15 protein-coding genes and 1 pseudogene are annotated in these 16,270 nt (G+C 74.9%); 7 read left to right on the top strand and 9 right to left on the bottom strand.

All coding sequences use genetic code 11. The features are described 5' to 3' along the window. Positions 1–13: 13 nt before the first annotated feature. From ACFWJ4_RS03780 to ACFWJ4_RS03800, 5 genes are all read right to left on the bottom strand, one after another. Positions 14–586 carry a dihydrofolate reductase family protein gene (locus ACFWJ4_RS03780; protein WP_359900117.1) on the bottom strand — a complete coding sequence of 191 codons (573 nt, stop codon included), beginning with the start codon at positions 584–586 and terminating at the stop codon, positions 14–16. Positions 587–705: 119 nt separating this feature from the next. Further along, complete coding sequence (locus ACFWJ4_RS03785) at positions 706–1,443, bottom strand: SRPBCC domain-containing protein (RefSeq protein ID WP_380538775.1); 738 nt, start codon at positions 1,441–1,443, stop codon at positions 706–708. Next, positions 1,440–2,147: an ArsR/SmtB family transcription factor gene (locus ACFWJ4_RS03790; RefSeq protein ID WP_380538777.1), complete on the bottom strand. Its 708-nt coding sequence runs from the start codon at positions 2,145–2,147 to the stop codon at positions 1,440–1,442. The genes ACFWJ4_RS03785 and ACFWJ4_RS03790 overlap by 4 nt, the downstream gene beginning before the upstream one ends. A 198-nt stretch (positions 2,148–2,345) precedes the next feature. After that, positions 2,346–2,702, bottom strand: a complete 357-nt coding sequence (locus tag ACFWJ4_RS03795) for a hypothetical protein (protein ID WP_380538779.1) — start codon at positions 2,700–2,702, stop codon at positions 2,346–2,348. Positions 2,703–2,722: 20 nt separating this feature from the next. Beyond that, on the bottom strand, positions 2,723–3,262 hold the full coding sequence (locus tag ACFWJ4_RS03800) for an RNA polymerase sigma factor (RefSeq protein WP_380538781.1): 540 nt from the start codon (positions 3,260–3,262) through the stop codon (positions 2,723–2,725). A gap of 422 nt (positions 3,263–3,684) precedes the next feature. Between ACFWJ4_RS03800 and ACFWJ4_RS03805 the strand changes: the two are divergent. From ACFWJ4_RS03805 to ACFWJ4_RS03830, 6 genes and pseudogenes are all read left to right on the top strand, one after another. Then, positions 3,685–3,843, top strand: a pseudogene (locus ACFWJ4_RS03805) (helix-turn-helix transcriptional regulator); the annotation flags it as partial. Positions 3,844–4,318: 475 nt separating this feature from the next. Beyond that, positions 4,319–5,011, top strand: coding sequence for a DUF1062 domain-containing protein (locus ACFWJ4_RS03810; RefSeq protein WP_380538783.1), 693 nt, complete (start codon positions 4,319–4,321; stop codon positions 5,009–5,011). 120 nt (positions 5,012–5,131) lie between these two features. After that, the gene (locus ACFWJ4_RS03815; RefSeq protein WP_380538785.1) at positions 5,132–5,299 is read left to right on the top strand and encodes a hypothetical protein; all 168 of its coding nucleotides are present in this window, start codon (positions 5,132–5,134) and stop codon (positions 5,297–5,299) included. A gap of 560 nt (positions 5,300–5,859) precedes the next feature. Further along, the gene (locus tag ACFWJ4_RS03820; protein WP_380538787.1) at positions 5,860–6,543 is read left to right on the top strand and encodes a hypothetical protein; all 684 of its coding nucleotides are present in this window, start codon (positions 5,860–5,862) and stop codon (positions 6,541–6,543) included. 1 nt (position 6,544) lies between these two features. Then, positions 6,545–8,197 carry a DNA polymerase Y family protein gene (locus ACFWJ4_RS03825; protein ID WP_380538789.1) on the top strand — a complete coding sequence of 551 codons (1,653 nt, stop codon included), beginning with the start codon at positions 6,545–6,547 and terminating at the stop codon, positions 8,195–8,197. Positions 8,198–8,255: 58 nt separating this feature from the next. Beyond that, positions 8,256–11,531, top strand: a complete 3,276-nt coding sequence (locus ACFWJ4_RS03830; RefSeq protein WP_380538791.1) for an error-prone DNA polymerase — start codon at positions 8,256–8,258, stop codon at positions 11,529–11,531. 12 nt (positions 11,532–11,543) lie between these two features. On the opposite strand, the gene ACFWJ4_RS03835 is transcribed toward ACFWJ4_RS03830, so the two are convergent. After that, the gene (locus ACFWJ4_RS03835; protein ID WP_380538793.1) at positions 11,544–12,368 is read right to left on the bottom strand and encodes a TIGR03084 family metal-binding protein; all 825 of its coding nucleotides are present in this window, start codon (positions 12,366–12,368) and stop codon (positions 11,544–11,546) included. Positions 12,369–12,529: 161 nt separating this feature from the next. Between ACFWJ4_RS03835 and ACFWJ4_RS03840 the strand changes: the two genes are divergently transcribed. Next, a complete protein-coding gene (locus ACFWJ4_RS03840) occupies positions 12,530–13,306 on the top strand; it encodes a LuxR C-terminal-related transcriptional regulator (RefSeq protein ID WP_380538795.1) in 777 nt (258 codons plus the stop codon). Here the strand turns inward: ACFWJ4_RS03840 and ACFWJ4_RS03845 are convergent. From ACFWJ4_RS03845 to ACFWJ4_RS03855, 3 genes are read right to left on the bottom strand one after another with little or no spacing between them, the layout of a single operon-like run. Next, complete coding sequence (locus ACFWJ4_RS03845) at positions 13,299–14,834, bottom strand: AMP-binding protein (protein WP_380538797.1); 1,536 nt, start codon at positions 14,832–14,834, stop codon at positions 13,299–13,301. The two genes, ACFWJ4_RS03840 and ACFWJ4_RS03845, sit on opposite strands and share 8 nt — an antisense overlap. Before the next feature lie 51 nt (positions 14,835–14,885). Further along, positions 14,886–15,302 carry a MerR family transcriptional regulator gene (locus tag ACFWJ4_RS03850; RefSeq protein WP_380538858.1) on the bottom strand — a complete coding sequence of 139 codons (417 nt, stop codon included), beginning with the start codon at positions 15,300–15,302 and terminating at the stop codon, positions 14,886–14,888. A 20-nt stretch (positions 15,303–15,322) separates the two neighbouring features. Next, positions 15,323–16,087 (bottom strand): SDR family NAD(P)-dependent oxidoreductase, encoded by a 765-nt coding sequence (locus tag ACFWJ4_RS03855; protein ID WP_380538799.1) that lies wholly within the window; start codon positions 16,085–16,087, stop codon positions 15,323–15,325. Positions 16,088–16,270: the final 183 nt, after the last annotated feature.

Below are 16,270 nucleotides of genomic sequence, written 5' to 3' on the forward strand. Positions count from 1 at the left end.
AGCCGGGGAACGGTCAGCGGACGACGTCGAAGACCTGCTTCTGCAGGCCGTTCCCGTACACCTCGTGCTCGACCAGCTTCAGCTTCTGGGTGTCCTTGTCCGTCGTGCTGAACAGGCGCTTGCCGGCGCCGAGCAGCAGCGGGAAGACGAGCAGGTGGTAGCGGTCGATCAGACCGGCGTCCGAGAGGGCGCGGTTCAGGGCGGCGCTGCCGTGGACGATGATCGGGCCGCCCTCGGTCTCCTTCAGCGCGGCGACCTCGTCGAGCGAGCGCAGGATGGTGGTCCCGCCCCAGTTCGGCACCAGGTCGTCCTCGGTGAGGGTGGTGGAGACGACGTACTTCGGCAGCGTCTTGTAGCGGGCGAACTCCGGCATGTCCGGCCACACCGGGCTGAACGCCTGGTAGCTGACCCGGCCGAGCAGCATCGCGGTGGCCTCCTCCTGCTCCCGCCCCTTGATCTCGAACGCCTCGGGGAGGAACTCGATGTCCTTGAAGGTCCAGCCGGAGTTGCGGTAGCCGGGCTCGCCGCCGGGGCCCTCGACGACGCCGTCGAGCGAGATGAAAGCGGTGCTGATCAGGGTGCGCATGGGTGGTTCCTCGGTTCTCGTGCGGATCTGGAGCGGTCGGGCCGGTCGGGGCGGGTAAGTCGGCCGGGTCGGGCCGGCCGGGTCGGGCCAGGGAGGTCCGAACGGCCGGAAGGAGCAGGTCAGCCGAGGACCCCGGACAGCCACTGCTGCCAGGCGGCCTCGGCCCCGTCCGGAGCCGGGCCGAAGAGGTGGTGGAACATCAGCATCAGGCCGGAGCCGTGGTGGAAGGTGTAGAGCCCGTCGGCGGTGCGGACCTCGAAGCGTTCGTCGTCCGCCCAGGCCACCTCGCCGTCCAGCGGGGGCAGGCCCGCCGGTTCGCCGTGGACCCGCGTGCCCGCGGTGACCGGGAGCGGCAGCGACAGGGCGTGGGCGAGGAGGGCCCGGACCTCCGGTTCCGGCCGGCCGGCCGACGGCGCGGCGGCGAAGACGGGAACGGCGGTGCGCCCGGGGAAGTGGGTGAGGTACTCGCGCAGCGTGTGGAGGTGGAAGGGCCAGCCGCGGCGCAGCGCGTCGTACTCGTCCTGCCAGTCGTCGCCGAGCAGGCCGCTGTGGACGACGCGGAGCACGGTGGCACCGCCGTCCCGGCCCTCGATCAGGTACTCGAAGGCCATGAACCGGCCGTCCTCGCCGGCGGCCGTACGGGTGGCCAGGCGCTTGCCGGGCTCGTAGGCGGTGACGACCGCCTCCGCGCGGTGGCCCCCGGTCTCCATGACGGCGGTGCCGCCCTCGCGCGGGTCCAGTTCGTTGCGGCCCATGAACCAGGAGTCGATTCCCGGTCCGGTGGCGATCGCCTCCCAGACCTGTTCCGGGCTCGCCGGGAGGGAGGTCTCCAGCTCGATCTCGAACGGGTGGGTCATCGTGGGTTCTCCTGGTTCGGTGCGGTTCCGGCGCCTTCTGCCGCGCTGCCGGCGGCGTCGGCCTCCGGCCCGGTCCCGGCCGGTCCGGCCCCGGTCCCGGCCGCCCCCGCCTCCGCCCCGGGCTGTGCGGCGGGGATCTGGTGGAGTCCGACCACCACCCGGTGGCTGCGGCCCCCGGGGGCGGACTCGTCGTGGTAGCGGCTGACGAGGGCGGCCACGGACTGGGCCAACTCCTCGGCGAAGGCGGCCCGGTCGGCCGCGGAGGCGAACCGCACCTGCGCGTCGATGCCGAAGGTGGCGACCCGCCGCCGGGCCCGGGAGGCGCCGGTCAGCAGGGACCCGACCTCCTGCACCAGCCGGGAGCCGAGCGCCAGCAGCCAGCGGGCGGAGAGCTGGTCGGGGGAGCGGGCGGGGTCCGGGCTCACGGCGGCCAGGACGTTGGGGGAGATCACGTAGGAGGCCGCGGTGGCGCGGTACACCCGTTCGGTGACGTTGCCCTTGCGGCGCTCCTCGGCGAGTTCGACGAGGCCGTGCCGCTCCAGTTCCTTCAGGTGGTAGTTGACCTTCTGCCGGGGCAGCCCCAGCCGGGCGGCCAGCATGGCGGCCGAGCCGGGCTCGGTCAGGGCGGCGAGGAGGCGTGACCGCATGGGGTCCAGCGAGGCCTCGGCCGCAGCGGGTTCTTCGATCACGGCGACTTCCAGCACCGTTCCAGCATCCAACCGACAAAAAAATTTGTCAAGGAAAAAACGCTTGTCGGTAATCCGGTCGGGCGAGTGCCGCCGCCCGACCGGCGGAACACGGGGTCGCGGGGCGGAGGCCCGGACTTCGTCGGGGCGAGCCCTCCCGCTGCCCCCTTCGGTGCCCGCCGCCCTTCCGCCCCGCCGCCCTCCGGTGGGAGCCACTCAGACGGTGGAGCCCGTGACCGCCGACCGCGCCTCCTCCCCGTGCTCGTCGTGGCGGTCGGCGGCGGCCAGCTTGCACCGGCCGTCCTCGCAGGAGCGCTGGAGGCGGCCCCGCGAGACGGTCTGCGCCAAGCCGATCGCCCAGCACGTCGGGCAGCCGCGCAGGGCGAGCAGGCCGACCGGCAGGAGGGCCAGGCCGACCGGCCCGACCGCCGGGACGAGGGCGACCGAGCCGATCAGCGAGCCGATGCCCACCACGCCGCGCACGACGTGTTCGGTCAGGGACTTGCTCGCGAAGTCGGGGCCCCCGGGTCCGGTGGCGGCTCCGGTCATCGTGCCGGGCTTCGTTCCAGTCATCGTTCCCTCCACGGGCGGATTCAGGTGGTGGGCCGCAGTGTCCGGTGGACCGCCGAACGGGCCCGGTGCAGACGGGACTTCATCGCCGCCGTGCTGAGGCCCAGCGCGTCGGCGACCATCCGGCCGCTGTGGCCCTGGACGTCCCGCATGATCAGCACTCGGCGCTGGTCGGGGGGCAGGGCGGCGACCGCGGCCGCCACCGTGCCGGCTTCCAGGCGGCGCAGGGCGGCCTCCTCGGCGGAGTCCACGCAGACGTCCTGTCGCAGCGGCGCGCCGTGGTCCCGCAGCCGGGTCCGTGCGCGCCGGAGGCACTCGTTGCGGACGATGCGGAACATCCAGGACGCCAGGGCGCCGGAGGCCCGCAGCATCCCGATCTTGCGGTACAGGATGATCAGGGCCTCCTGCGCCGCGTCCTCCGCGTCCTCCGGGGTGGCGCAGAGGGAGCGGGCGAACCGCTGCACATTGGGGTGCGATCCCGACACCAGCGCGGCGATCGAGTCGACGTCGCCGGCCTGCGCGGCGGCGATCAACTGTTCGCCGGGCCAGGTCGATTCAGCCACGCCCGGCTCGCTTGCGCTTCACGGCCAGCATGCAGGTGCAGAGCAGCACCAGGGCGACGGCGATGCCGATTCCGATGATCATCACTACCTCCGGATCCCGTGCCCGACGTTTGTCGGAACGTTTATAAGAGGCGCCGGTCGCTCCAAAGGATTCGGCCCGCGCCGCGGAAAGTCGTCCGGGTTCCCGGCGGGGCGCCGACGGCCGTGCCACGGCCCGTACGGCCTGCGCGAGCGGCCGGGTGCACGGAGAGTTGTGACCGGTCGAGGTAGTTGTCACCAAGTGGTCGAGATTGTTGTCACCTGCCTCGCCCGGTCACGGCGGTTGTCACCGCCCGGGGCAGCGAACCGGCTGGTCAAGGTCGGCGCCCCAACCTGGCGGGTGACGACCGTCGTGCGCATCACCAGAGCACTACGCCGGCCCGACGCCTCAGGAGACGCAGATCGTCCGCCTCGCCGCCCAGGGGATGTCCAACCGGGACATCGCCGCCCAGCTCTTCCTGAGTTCGCGAACGGTCGGCTGCCACCTCTGGAAGGCCTGTCCGAAGCTCGGCGTCGGCTCGCGCGGGGAACCGGCGGCGCTGGTTCGACGGTGGTGGTCCGAAAAAACCGGTTGCGGGGGAGCGCGGCCCAGATCACGATGTGCGGCATGTACCTGTGCTGACGACTGCCACGTAGCAACTCACCCCTACGCGATCGACCTCTGCGCCGAGCCACCGGCCCCGCGCTGAGTCGATGACACGCGCGCTCACGCGATCGACCGCCCTCGGCGCTCGGCCATGCCACATGCCGTCATACCACATGCCGTCATGCCGTCATGCCGTCATGCCGCCATGTGGCCATGCGGTCATGTCCCGAGGCGATGAGACGCGCCGTCGCGAGTTGCCACGGAGAGATACGACCTGTCGCGCGATCGACCTCGGGGCGCCCCGCCATGCGGCCACCCGCCCCGAGGCGATGACACGCACCCTCGTGAGCACTCGTCAGATCCCAGGAGCCCCGGCCGATCCAGCCGATCCGGCCTGCGCGCGTTCCTGCTGAACCAGGAAACAGACCACCATGCATACCGAACGCAAGGCCCGCTGGGCCGTGCGCCAGTCCGCGCTGCCCACCGCCGTCCGCAGCTGCCCGGACTGCTCCAGCATGCGGCACCGGCCCTCGGGCAAGATCCGTGTCAACGCCAACGGCAAGCTCCTCGACGTCTGGCTGCTGCTCAGCTGCGCGGGCTGCGACCGGACCTCGAAGGTGCCCGTCCACGAGCGCGTCCACACGTCGTCGCTGGAACCCGCCCGCAGGGAGGCGTACGAGAACAACGACCTCTCCGTGGTGCGGGAACTGACGATGAGTGCGTCGCTCGCCGCCAAGAACGGCTACAGCCTGGACTGGAGCGGCACCTGGGAGCTGGAGGTGCGCACGCCGCTCCACGCGATCGACGATCCGACCCCGCTGACGGTGCTGGTGAGCTTCGAGCTGCCGGTCCCGGTCCGGGTCGAACGCCTGCTCATGTCCGGCCTCGGTCTCAGCCGCAGCCGGGTCCGCCGGATGGTCGCGGACGGCCGCATCCGTCTGCCGCTCGCCCCGGACGCCAAGGCGCGCCGCGACTTCGAGCTGACGGTCCACGCTCCGGCGGCGACCTTGGCTCGGCTCGCGGCTCCGGTCGCGGCGACGCGGCGGGAGGCGGTGCGCGAACTCGGCGCCGCCGACGCCGTCGAGGCGCCGCTGCGTCTGTCGCGCGCGGTGTCCGGGGCGTAGGCCGACGGCTCGGTGCGGGGCGGTACCCGCGCGCGGCTCACGGACTCGCCGTTCGTGAGCCGCGCGGCGGGCTCCCGCGTGGTGGGTCCAGCCTCCTTCGACGACGCAGGTCACCGGGCTGTGTGCTTCTACCGTCACTACCCGCAGCCGGTGGCCGCGGTGTGGCGGCACCTGTCGCGCCCGACCCTGCTGCGGCGCCGGCCGGCTGCCGCCGACCGGTTGGATCCGGCGGAGGGCGGCGCGGTGGTGCTGCGCTGCCGGTCACCGATCCCGACGGCCGCGTGGTGACAGACATCGCGACCAGGTGACAACTCGCCGAGACCCGCCATCGGCAACGCACCGACCGGCTCGGCGAGCTCCGACCGATCGCTGCCGCCCTCGACGCCTGCGCACGCGACCTCGCTGCCGAAATCGACCAGCCGGGCACACCCCGAAACCCCTGACCGAGACCCCGACCGCGAGGTCCGCCGAACCCTGGAACCGTCCCCGGGTGAAGCGGTACCCAGGTCACCGGACGCGGTCACCGGCCCGATCACCCCGGGGCGACCGCCGCTGAGGCAGCACCCCCGGGGCCGGGGCGTTCGGCGCGTCGGGCCCGTGGTGGGTTGACCAGGTCGGACTTGAATCTTTGCGAACGAATGTTCGATCCTGGGGGTGTGCCCGTTTTCGAATCTGTTTTCGAATCCACCGCCGAGCAGCCCGCACGCCCCGTGCTCCGCCCGGTGGCGTCCCCGGCTGCCGCGCCGGGGGAGCGGGGGGAGCGGGGGGAGCCGCGGGAACGGGAGGAGCGAGAGGGACGGGCGACACCGGCCACCGGGCGGACGGCGGAGCCCCGGGGGCTGCTGCCGGTGCCGTCCGCGCTGCGGGAGGTGCTGCCCGACGCCGGGCTGCGCCGGGGGACGGCGGTGTCGGTGGCGGGCGGGGACACCGGGCTGCTGCTGGCGCTCGCCGCCGGGGTGAAGGAGACCGAGGGCGGCTGGGCCGCGGCGGTCGGACTGCCGGACCTGGGGCTGGCCGCCGCCGAGGGGTACGGACTGGACCTGCGGCGGCTGCTGGTCGCGGACGATCCGGGGCCGCACTGGGCCGAAGTGGTCTCGGTGCTGGCCGGCGCGGTCGAGCTGATCATGCTGCGCCCGGACGGGCCGGTGCCGCCGAAGCTGGCCGCCCGGCTGGCGGCGGTGCTGCGGCGCAGCGGCTGCGTGCTGCTGGTCGCCGGACCGTGGCCGGGCGCGGTGCTGCGGCTGGGGGTGCGCTCCGGGCGCTGGTTCGGGCTGGGCGACGGCCACGGGCAGCTCGTCGGCCGGCAGGTGGAGGTGGTGGCCGAGGGCCGCGGCTCGGCGGTGCGCAGCCGGACGGCCCGGCTCTGGCTGCCCGACGAGCACGGCGCGGTGCGCCCGCTCCAGGAACAGCCGCGACAGGGACGGCCGCAGCCGGTGGCGGAACCGGCGATGCCGGCACTACCAGCGCTACCGGCACTACCGGCGATACCGGCGGCGGAGCCGATGGCACCCCGCGTGGCGGCGGTGGTCTGAGATGGCGGACGACGGAACCCCCCGGGTGCTGGTGGTCTGGTGCCCGGACTGGCCGGTGGTGGCCGTCACCGGCGACGACCCGGTCGCGGTGACCGAGGGCGGGCGGATCCTCGCCTGCTCGGCGGGCGCCCGGGCGGCCGGGGTGCGGCAGGGGCAGCGGCTCAAGCTGGCCCAGCGGCTCTGTCCGGAGCTGGAGCTGCGCGACCGCGACCCGGAGGCGGAGACCCGCCGCTTCGAGCCGGTGGTCGCGGCGGTGGAGGCGTTCACGCCCCGGGTGGAGGTGATCCGTCCGGGACTGTGCGCGATCCCGGTGAAGGGCCCGGGCCGCTACTTCGGCGGCGAGGAGGCGCTGGCCGGCAAGGTCGGCAGAGCGGTGGCGGACGCCCTCGGACGGCCCCTCGTCCCGGACGCCGTCCCGGGCGCGGTGGCCGTCGAGGCCCGACCGGCAACCGCATCCCTACCCGAAGCCGCCCCGCAGACCCGGACCGCTCCGGCCGAAGCCGCCCCGCAGGCCCGGGTCGGTGTCGCCGACGGCCTGTTCGCCGCCGTGCTCGCCGCCCGGGCCGGGGTGCTGGTCCCGGCCGGCCGGACGGCGGAGTTCCTCGCCCCGTACCCGGTGAGCGCGCTGGGCGACGAGACGCTGGCCGAACTGCTGGGGCGGCTCGGCCTGCCCACCGTCGGGGCCTTCGCCGCCCTGCCGGCCGAGTCGGTCGCGGACCGCTTCGGCCCGTCCGGGACGGTCGCGCACCGGCTGGCCCACGGCTTGCAGCCGCGCCCGCTGGTGCCGCGCGACGAGGAGCCGGACCTCGCCGTCGAGCAGCGCTTCGACCCGCCGGAGCCGCTGGCCGAGCCGCTGGTGTTCGTCGCCCGCACGCTGGCCGAGCAGTTGCACCGGCGGCTGGCCGGGGCCGGGCTGACCTGCCGCCGGGTGGCCGTCGAGGTGGCCTGCGCGGACGGTCGGACGGCCTCCCGGCTGTGGCGGCACGAGGGCCGGTTGTCCGCGACGGCGCTGGCCGAGCGGGTCCGTTGGCAGCTGCAGGCCTGGCAGGGCGCGGGCACCTTCGCCGGCAACGGGGAAGGCGGGGAGGACACGGGCTTCACCCTGCTCCGGCTGGCCCCCGACGGCCTCTCCCCGGACCAGGGCCGCCAGCTCGCGCTGTGGGGCCAGGCCGTCGCGGACGACCGGGTGGAGCGCGCGGTCGCCCGGGTGCAGGCGGTGCTCGGCCACGCGGGGTTGCGCCGGATCGAACCGGCGGGTGGGCGCGGCCCTGGCGAGCAGGCGGTCAAGGTGCCGTGGGGCGAGCCGTACGAGGCGGCGGTGGCGGCCGACGCGCCCTGGCCGGGGCGGCTGCCGGAGGTGTGGCCCGCCGTGGTGCTGCGGGAGCCCGCGCCGGTGCGGGTGCTGGACGGGGCCGGGCAGCCGGTCACGGTGGACGGCCGGGCGGGGGTGTCGGCCCGGCCGGTCCTGGTCGTGGTCCGGGGCCGGGAGGAGCGGGTGGACGGCTGGACCGGTCCCTGGCCGGCGGTCGAGTACTGGTGGGACCAGTCGCTGGCCCGGCGCCGGGCGCGGTTCCAGGTCGTGGTGGGCGGTGGCCGGGCGCTGCTGCTCACCGTGGAGGGAGGTGCCTGGTACCTGGAGGCCGGCTACGACTAGCGGCCGGCCCGGACCCGGGGGGAGTGGAACGAGCACGAGAACGACGAAGGCAACCCCGATGGGCTTCACCAGCCACCCCACCCTCCCCTGGAGCGAGCTGCACCGCCGGCTGACCGGTGCGGCGCCGGACCGCACGGTCGTCCCGCTGCGCCGCCCCGCTCCCGAGCTTCCCCCTGCTCCCGAGCCTGCCCCCGCTCCCGAATCCCCTCCCGCTCCGGCGGAGCCCGAGCTGGGGACCGGCCCGGGTAGGGCCGCCGAGCCCTGGGCCGAGCTGCACGTCCACTCCGCCTTCAGCTTCCTGGACGGCGCCAGCGACCCGGAGGACCTGGTCGCCGAGGCGGTCCGGCTGGGCGTGGAGAGCCTCGCGATCACCGATCACGACGGCCTGTACGGGGCCGTCCGGCTCGCCGAGGCGGCCCGGGGTACGGGCCTGGCCACCGTGTTCGGCGCCGAGCTGACCGTTCGCGAGGGCGGGGCGGAGGAGCACCTGTTGGTCCTCGCCCGCGACCCGGCCGGCTACCGCCGCCTCTCGGCCGCGATCGCCGCCGCCCAGCTGGCCGGCGGCGCCAAGGGCAGCCCGGTGTACGACCTCGCGGCGCTCGCCGGGGCGCACGACGGCCACTGGGCGGTGCTCACCGGCTGCCGGCTCGGCCGGGTCCCCGCCGCGCTGCCCGACCGGGGCGAGGCCGAGCGTCGGCTCCGTACCCTCACCGAGGCGTTCGGCCGCGAGAACGTCCACGTCGAGCTGATCGACCAGTGGCTGCCCGGCGACGACCGGCGCAACGACGCCCTCGCCGCCCTCGCGGCGACGGCGCGGCTCCCCGTCGTCGCCTCCACCAACGCCCACCACGCCGGCCCCGCCCAGGGCCGCCTCGCGCAGAGCCTCGCCGCGCTGCACGACCGCCGCACCCTCCAGGACGCGGTCGGCTGGACCAGGGCGGCCGGCACCGCGCACCTGCGCTCGGGCCGCGAGATGGCCGGCCGGCTGGCCCGCTTCCCCGGGGTGCAGCGGGCCACCGCCGAACTCGGCCGGGCCTGCGCCTTCGACTTCGCCCGGCTGGATCCGGAGCTGCCCGGTTTCCCCGTGCCCGAGGGCGAGAGCGAGATCAGCCACCTGCGCGCCCTGGTCGCGGCCGGCGGCCCGGGCCGCTTCGGCCCCGGCAACGCCGCCGCCCGCCGCCAGCTCGGCAGGGAGCTGGACGTGATCGAGGACCTCGACCTGGCCGGCTACTTCCTGATCGTGCACGACATCGTGGACTTCTGCCGGAGCCGGGACATCTGGTGCCAGGGCCGCGGCTCGGCCGCCAACTCGGCGGTCTGCTACGCCCTCGGGATCACCGCCGTCGACCCGATCCACTACAAGCTGCTGTTCGAACGCTTCCTCTCCACGGCCCGGGACGGGCCGCCCGACATCGACCTGGACATCGAGAACCGCCGCCGCGAGGAGGTCATCCAGTACGTCTACGGCCGCTACGGGCGCGAGCACGCCGCCCAGGTCGCCAATGTGATCACCTACCGGCCCCGGCTGGCGATCCGCGACGCCGCCCGGGTGCTCGGCTACCCGCAGGGGCAGGTGGACGCGTTCAGCCGGCAGACCGACTTCCGCTCGGCCCCCGGCGCGGACGCCGTCATCCCCGCCGACGTGCTCCAGCTCGCCACCCAGCTGCACGGCCTGCCCCGGCACCTGGGCATCCACTCGGGCGGCATGGTGCTCACCCGGGAGCCGATCGGCGAGATCTGCCCCACGGAGTGGGCCCGGATGCCCGGGCGCTCCGTGCTCCAGTGGGACAAGGAGTCCACCGCCGGCGCCGGACTGGTGAAGATCGACCTGCTCGGCCTCGGCATGCTGGCCGCCCTGCACGACGCCTGCGACCTGGTCGCGGAGCACCACGGTCTGCGCTACGACCTGGCCACCATCCCGGACGACGACGAGGGCGTGTACGCGATGCTGCGCCGGGCCGACACCGTCGGCGTGTTCCAGGTCGAGTCCCGGGCGCAGATGGCGACCCTGCCCCGGCTCAAGCCGGACCACTTCTACGACCTGGTGGTCGAGGTCGCGCTGATCCGCCCCGGACCGATCCAGGGCGGCTCCGTCCACCCGTACCTGCGCCGCCGCGCCGGGGCGGAGCCGGCCGGCTGCCCGCACCCGCTGATGGAGAACGCGCTCGGCAAGACCCTGGGGGTGCCGCTGTTCCAGGAGCAGATGATGCAACTCGCCATCGACTGCGCCGGGTTCACCCCGGCCGAGGCCGACCGGCTGCGGCAGGCGATGGGCGCCAAGCGCTCGCACGAGCGGGTCGCCCGGCTGCGCGACCGGCTGCTGGGCGGGATGGCCGAGCGCGGCATCCCGCCCGAGGTGGCGGAGGACGTCTACGGCAAGATCGAGGCCTTCTCCAACTACGGCTTCCCGGAGAGCCACGCGATCAGCTTCGCCTACCTGGTGTACGCCAGCGCCTGGCTGAAGCACCACTTCCCGGCGGCCTTCACCTGTGCCCTGCTGGCCAACCAGCCGATGGGCTTCTACTCGCCGCTCAGCCTGGTCGCGGACGTCCGCCGGCACGGCGTGCGGGTGCGCGGGGTGGACGTCAACGCCAGCGGGGCGCGGCCCACCCTGGAACCGTACCGGGGGCCGACCCCCGGGCCGCCGCTGACGGCAGGGCGCCCGCAGCCGGCGATCCGGCTCGGCCTGGAGACGGTGCGCGGCATCGGCACCCCGCAGGCCGAGGCGATCGTGGCCGGGCAGCCGTACGCGGACCTGGAGGACTTCGCCCGCCGCACCGGCCTGCCCGGGCCCGCCCTGGAGGCGCTGGCGACGGCCGGGGCCTTCGACTGCTTCAGGTTGACGAGGCGTCAGGCGCTGTGGGCGGCAGGGGCGTTCGCCGGGATATCGGCCGATCTGATCCCCGGCACCACGCCCGGCACCGAGGCGCCGGAGCTGCCCGGGATGAGCCCGGTCGAGGAGACCATCGCCGACCTGTGGGCCACCGGCACCTCCGCCACCAGCCACCCGCTCCAGCACCTGCGCGCCCGGCTGGAGCGCGGCGGCGCCCTCTGCGCCGACCGGCTCCCGGACGTACCGCCGGGAACGGCGGTGGTGGTCGGCGGCCTGGTCACCCACCGGCAGCGGCCGCCGACGGCCGGCGGGGTGCTCTTCCTCAGCCTGGAGGACGAGACCGGGCTGATCAACGTGATCTGCAACCGCCCGGTCTGGGAGTCCCAGCGCCGCACCGCCCTGGACCGGGCCGGGTTGCTGGTCCACGGGTACATCGAGCGCGACCGGGGCGCCACCAACCTGATCGCCACCCGGCTCGCCCCGCTCCGGATCGGCCTCTGAGCGGATCGGTCCCTACGCCTGCGCCTCCGGCTGCCGCCCCTTGCCCGGCGCTCCGGCGAAGGCCTGGGCGATCGGGAGCCAGGCGGTGGCGACCGGCCCGGTGGCGGTGAGGGCGAGGTCGTCCCGGTGGCGGCGCTGGGTCACCAGCAGGCAGAAGTCCAGGGCGGGGCCGGACACCACGTCCTCGGCCCCGGTCGGGCCGATGGACCAGGTCCCGCCGTCCGGCGCGGTCAGGTCGAGCCGGACCGGCTGCTCGGGCGCGGGCAGTCCGTGCAGGGTGAAGGCGAAGCCCAGGGTGCGCAGCCCCAGGTGGGCGATGTGCCGCAGCCGGTCGGTGGGCTCACGGGTGGCGCCGAGTGCGTCCGCGACGTCCTGGCCGTGCGCCCAGGTCTCCATCAGCCGGGCGGTGGCCATCGAGGCGGGCTTCATCGGCGGGCCGAACCAGGGCAGCCGGACGTCGGCCGGGGCGGCGGCGAGTGCGGCCAGCACCTGCGCCCGACCGGCCCGCCAGCGGGCGAGCAGTGCCGCGGGCTCGGCGGCCGCACCCGTGCGGGCGCCCTCCTCGACCGGGTCGGCGCCGGCCGCCACCAGCTCGGTGAAGCGCCCGCCGAGCGAGGTGCCGAAGCCCTCCGGGTCGCGCGCGGCCAGGGCCGTCCAGTCGTCGGTCCAGGCCAGGTGGGCGATCTGGTGCGCCACCGTCCAGCCCTCGGCGGGCGTCGGGCGGGCCCAGCCCCCGGCGGGCAGTCCGGCGACCAGGTCGTCCAGCACCGCGCTCTCGTCCCGCAGGTCCGCCAGCAGTCCGCCCAGGACGTCGCCCGGGGTGTTCGGGTCGGTCATCGGTTTCCCTCCGGTCGAAGGCGGTTGCCGTCCGGCAGTTGCTACCCGCCGGTAGCGTACGGGCGCACCCTATGCCCGCCCGGCCGCCGGTGTCCGCGACTCCACGAAACACGCATGTCAGGACTCTCGCCACCGGCCCCACCGCGTGTGACAATTCCGCGATGACCAGGGCTGCGGACCCCCACCTTGCGCAACCCGTCGCCGACGCTGCGCGACCCGACGACCCCGAACTGGCCGCGCGCGCCGCCGAGCTGGTGCGGGACGCCGTGCTCGGTGACCTCGCCCGCCGGGTGGTGGCCGAGTGCGGCGCCGACGTCGGCCTGGTCGGCGTGCCCGAGCCGCTGCCCGGCAGCCGCCCCGACAGCGAGGGCATGGTGCTGCGGCACTGGGCCGGCACCCGGGCCGACCTGCTGCACGACGTCCCCGTCCCGGCCGGACTCGGCCTCGGCGGCCGGGCGCTCGCCGAACGCGCGCCGACCTGGGTGCCCGACTACCGTGCGGCGACGACGATTTCGCACCACTACGACGCGGCCGTGGCCGCCGAGGACCTGTACGCGATGCTCACCGTCCCGCTGATGGACGGCGGCACCGTGCACGGCGTGGTGTACGCCTCGCTGCGCACCGTCGTCCCGTTCGGGGACGTGCGGATCTCCGCGGTCGGCACGCTGGCGAGGGCGGCGGCCCGGGCGCTCGCCGGGGCCGCCGCCTGGAGTCGCGAGCGGCCCCGGAAGGACGCCCCCGTACCGCCGTTGACCCCGCGCGAGCACGAGGTGCTGCGCTGGGCGGCGACCGGCCGGACCAACCCGGAGATCGCCGCCCGACTGGGCCTGACCTGCAACACGGTGACGGGCTACCTCAAGTCCGCGATGCACAAGCTCGGCGTCCGCAACCGGACCGAACTCGCCCTCGCGGCGAGGGAGTCGGGGCTCGTCAGTTGACCTGGCGCTCCCGCCCGGTCCAGTACGGCTCGCGCAGCCGGAACTTCTGCAGCTTCCCGGTGGCGGTGCGCGGCAGGGCGTCCCGGAACTCCACCGTGGTGGGTGACTTGTAGCCGGCCAGCCGCTGCTTGCAGTGCGCGATCAACTCGGCCTCGGTGACCTCCTCGTGGCCCTCCCGGAGCACCACCAGCGCCTTCACCGTCTCGCCCCACTTCTCGTGCGGCACGCCGATCACCGCCGTCTCGGCGACCGCCGGGTGGTCGTACAGGCAGTCCTCCACCTCGATCGAGGAGACGTTCTCCCCGCCGCTGATGATGACGTCCTTCTTGCGGTCGGAGATGGTCAGCTGCCCGTCCGTGAGGGTGCCGCCGTCGCCGGTGTGGAACCAGCCGTCCCGCAGTGCCTCGGCCGAGGCCTCCGGCTGCTGCCAGTAGCCGTCCAGCACGGTGTTGGAGCGCACCAGCACCTCACCGGAGGGATCCACCCGCAGCTGGGTGCCGAGCGCCGGGGCGCCCGCCTGCACCAGCTTCTCGGCCCGTTCGGCGGCCGGCAGCGCGTCCCACTCGGCCCGGGTGCGGTTGACCGTGACCGCGGGGGAGGTCTCGGTCAGGCCGTACAGCTGCATGAACTCCCAGCCCAGCTGTTCCTCGACCTGCTGCACCACCGAGGTCGGCGGCGGGGCGCCGGCCACGATCATCCGCACCCGGTCCCGGCCGGGCACCGGGCCGTCCAGGTCGGCGGCCGCGTCCAGCACCATCTGGACCACGGCCGGCGCGCCGGACAGGAAGGTCACCCCGTGCCGCTCGACCCGGCGCAGGATCTCCGCGCCGTCCACCTTGCGCAGCACGATGTGCCGGGCGCCCAGGCCGGTGAGCGAGAACGGCAGGCCCCAGCCGTTGGCGTGGAACATCGGCAGGGTGTGCAGGTAGACGTCCCGGTCGTTCGCGCCGTAGTGCAGGCCCATCAGCATCGCGTTCAGCCAGATGTTGCGGTGGGTGAGCTGAACGCCCTTGGGGCGGGCGGTGGTTCCGCTGGTGTAGTTGATGGTGGCGGTGTCGTTCTCGTCCACCGCGTACCGCCGCGGGGTGCCGTCGAAGTCGTACAGCACGGCGTCGCTGTCCGCGCCCAGCACGAACTTGTGCTTGGCCACCACCCCGTGCAGGGAGTCGGCGACCTCGGGGTCGACCAGCAGCACCGAGGCGCCGCTCTGCTCGACGATGTACGACACCTCCTCGGCCTTCAGCCGGAAGTTCACCGGCACCAGCACCCGGCCGTGTCCGCTCACCCCGAAGAAGGAGGTCAGCAGCCGGGCCGAGTTGTGCGAGACGACCGCGACCCGCTCGCCCGGCCCGACGCCGAGCCGGTCCAGCCCGGCGGCCTGGGCCCGGGCCAGCTCGGCGACCCTGCGGTAGCTCAGCTCGCCCCAGGATTCGGCCGGCTGCACCGGCTCGTCGACGATGCCGACCCGGTCGCCGTAGACCAGCTCGGCCCGGTCGAGGAAGTCCATCACGGAGAGTGGAATCTGCATGCGCCCACTGTCCTCCCCCGTCCGCGCCCTGCACACCCCCGAACGGGGGTGTCACCCGCCCGTGGGCGGCGGGCCGGTGTCAGCGGGCACCGGGCCGGTGCTCGTGGGCACCGGATCCGCCTCCCCGGCCGCCGTCAGCGCCGCCACCAGCCGGTCCCGGGCCTCCGTCTGGGCGGCGATCCGGCGCTCCAGCACCGCCAGCCGCTCCCGGGCGATCCCCAGCACCCGCGCGGACGGCCGGCCCGCCAGCACGTCCCCGTCCAGGCACCCCAGCAGCGGCCGGAGGTCCTCCAGGGTGAGCCCGGCGGCGACCAGCGCGCGGATGTTGCGCACCCGGACGACCGCCGACCCGCCGTACTCGCGGTAGCCGTTCGGCGCCCGCCCGGACTCGATCAGCCCGGCCTGCTCGTAGTGCCGCAGAGCCCGCACGGTACTGCCCGTCCGGGCCGCCAGCTCGCCGATCCGCACCGCCACCCGTCCCCTCCCGGTCAGCCCACCAGCGCGCCGCCGTCCACCGAGAACACTACGCCGGTCACGAACGAGGCCTGCGGCGAGGCCAGTTGGGTGATCGCCCAGGCCACCTCCGCCGGGCGGCCGATCCGGCCCAGCGGGGTGTGCTCGATCTGCCACCGCCGGATCGCCGCCCGCTGCTCGGGGCCGTACCCGGAGTGCTCGCCGATCGGCGTGTCGATCGCCCCGGGCGCCACCGCCACCACCCGGACCCCGCGCGGCGCCAGCTCCACCGCCCAGCTGCGGGTGACCGTCTCCAGCGCCGCCTTGCTCGCCGCGTACACCGAGTTGCCCGGCCAGCCCCGCTGCCCGACGGCCGTGCTGACGTTGACCACCACGCCCCGGCTCCGCTCCAGCTCGGGCAGCGCGGCCTGCCCGAGCAGCACCGGGGCGACCAGGTTGGTGGCCAGCAGCTCCTCGACGCCCGCCCGGTCGAAGTCGCCGAGGCCCTGCCGGCTCTGCACGATCGCGGCATTGTTGACCAGCACGTCCAGCCGCCCGAACCGTTCCACGGCCACCCGGACGATCTCCTCCGGCGCGTCCGGCCCGGTCACGTCCGCGGTCAGCGGCTCGATCAGCGCCGGGTGCGCGGCCGCCGTCCCGGCCAGCGGTTCGAGCCGCCGTCCCACCGCCAGCACCCGTGCCCCCTCGGCCGCGAAGGCCCGCGCCGTCTCCCGCCCGATCCCCGTCCCGGCCCCGGTGACCACCACGACCCTGCCCCGCGTCCCGCTCTCGTCGTTCATGGCCCCACCCTGCGACCCTGTCGCCAACGTCAGGGTCAAGCGGGAGCCCCGTCCGCCGCTCGCCGAACCCGGCGCTCGCCGAACCCGCCGCGAACGGCGGGCCCGGGCCCGCCGGTCGCGCCCCCGCCGGCGAGGAAGGTCGCAACCCACGGTCCAACCACCGGGGGCACAACCAGTCTCGTA

This window comes from Kitasatospora sp. NPDC127067 (genome assembly GCF_042724755.1).
GTDB classification, from domain to species: Bacteria; Actinomycetota; Actinomycetes; order Streptomycetales; family Streptomycetaceae; genus Kitasatospora; species Kitasatospora lactacystinica.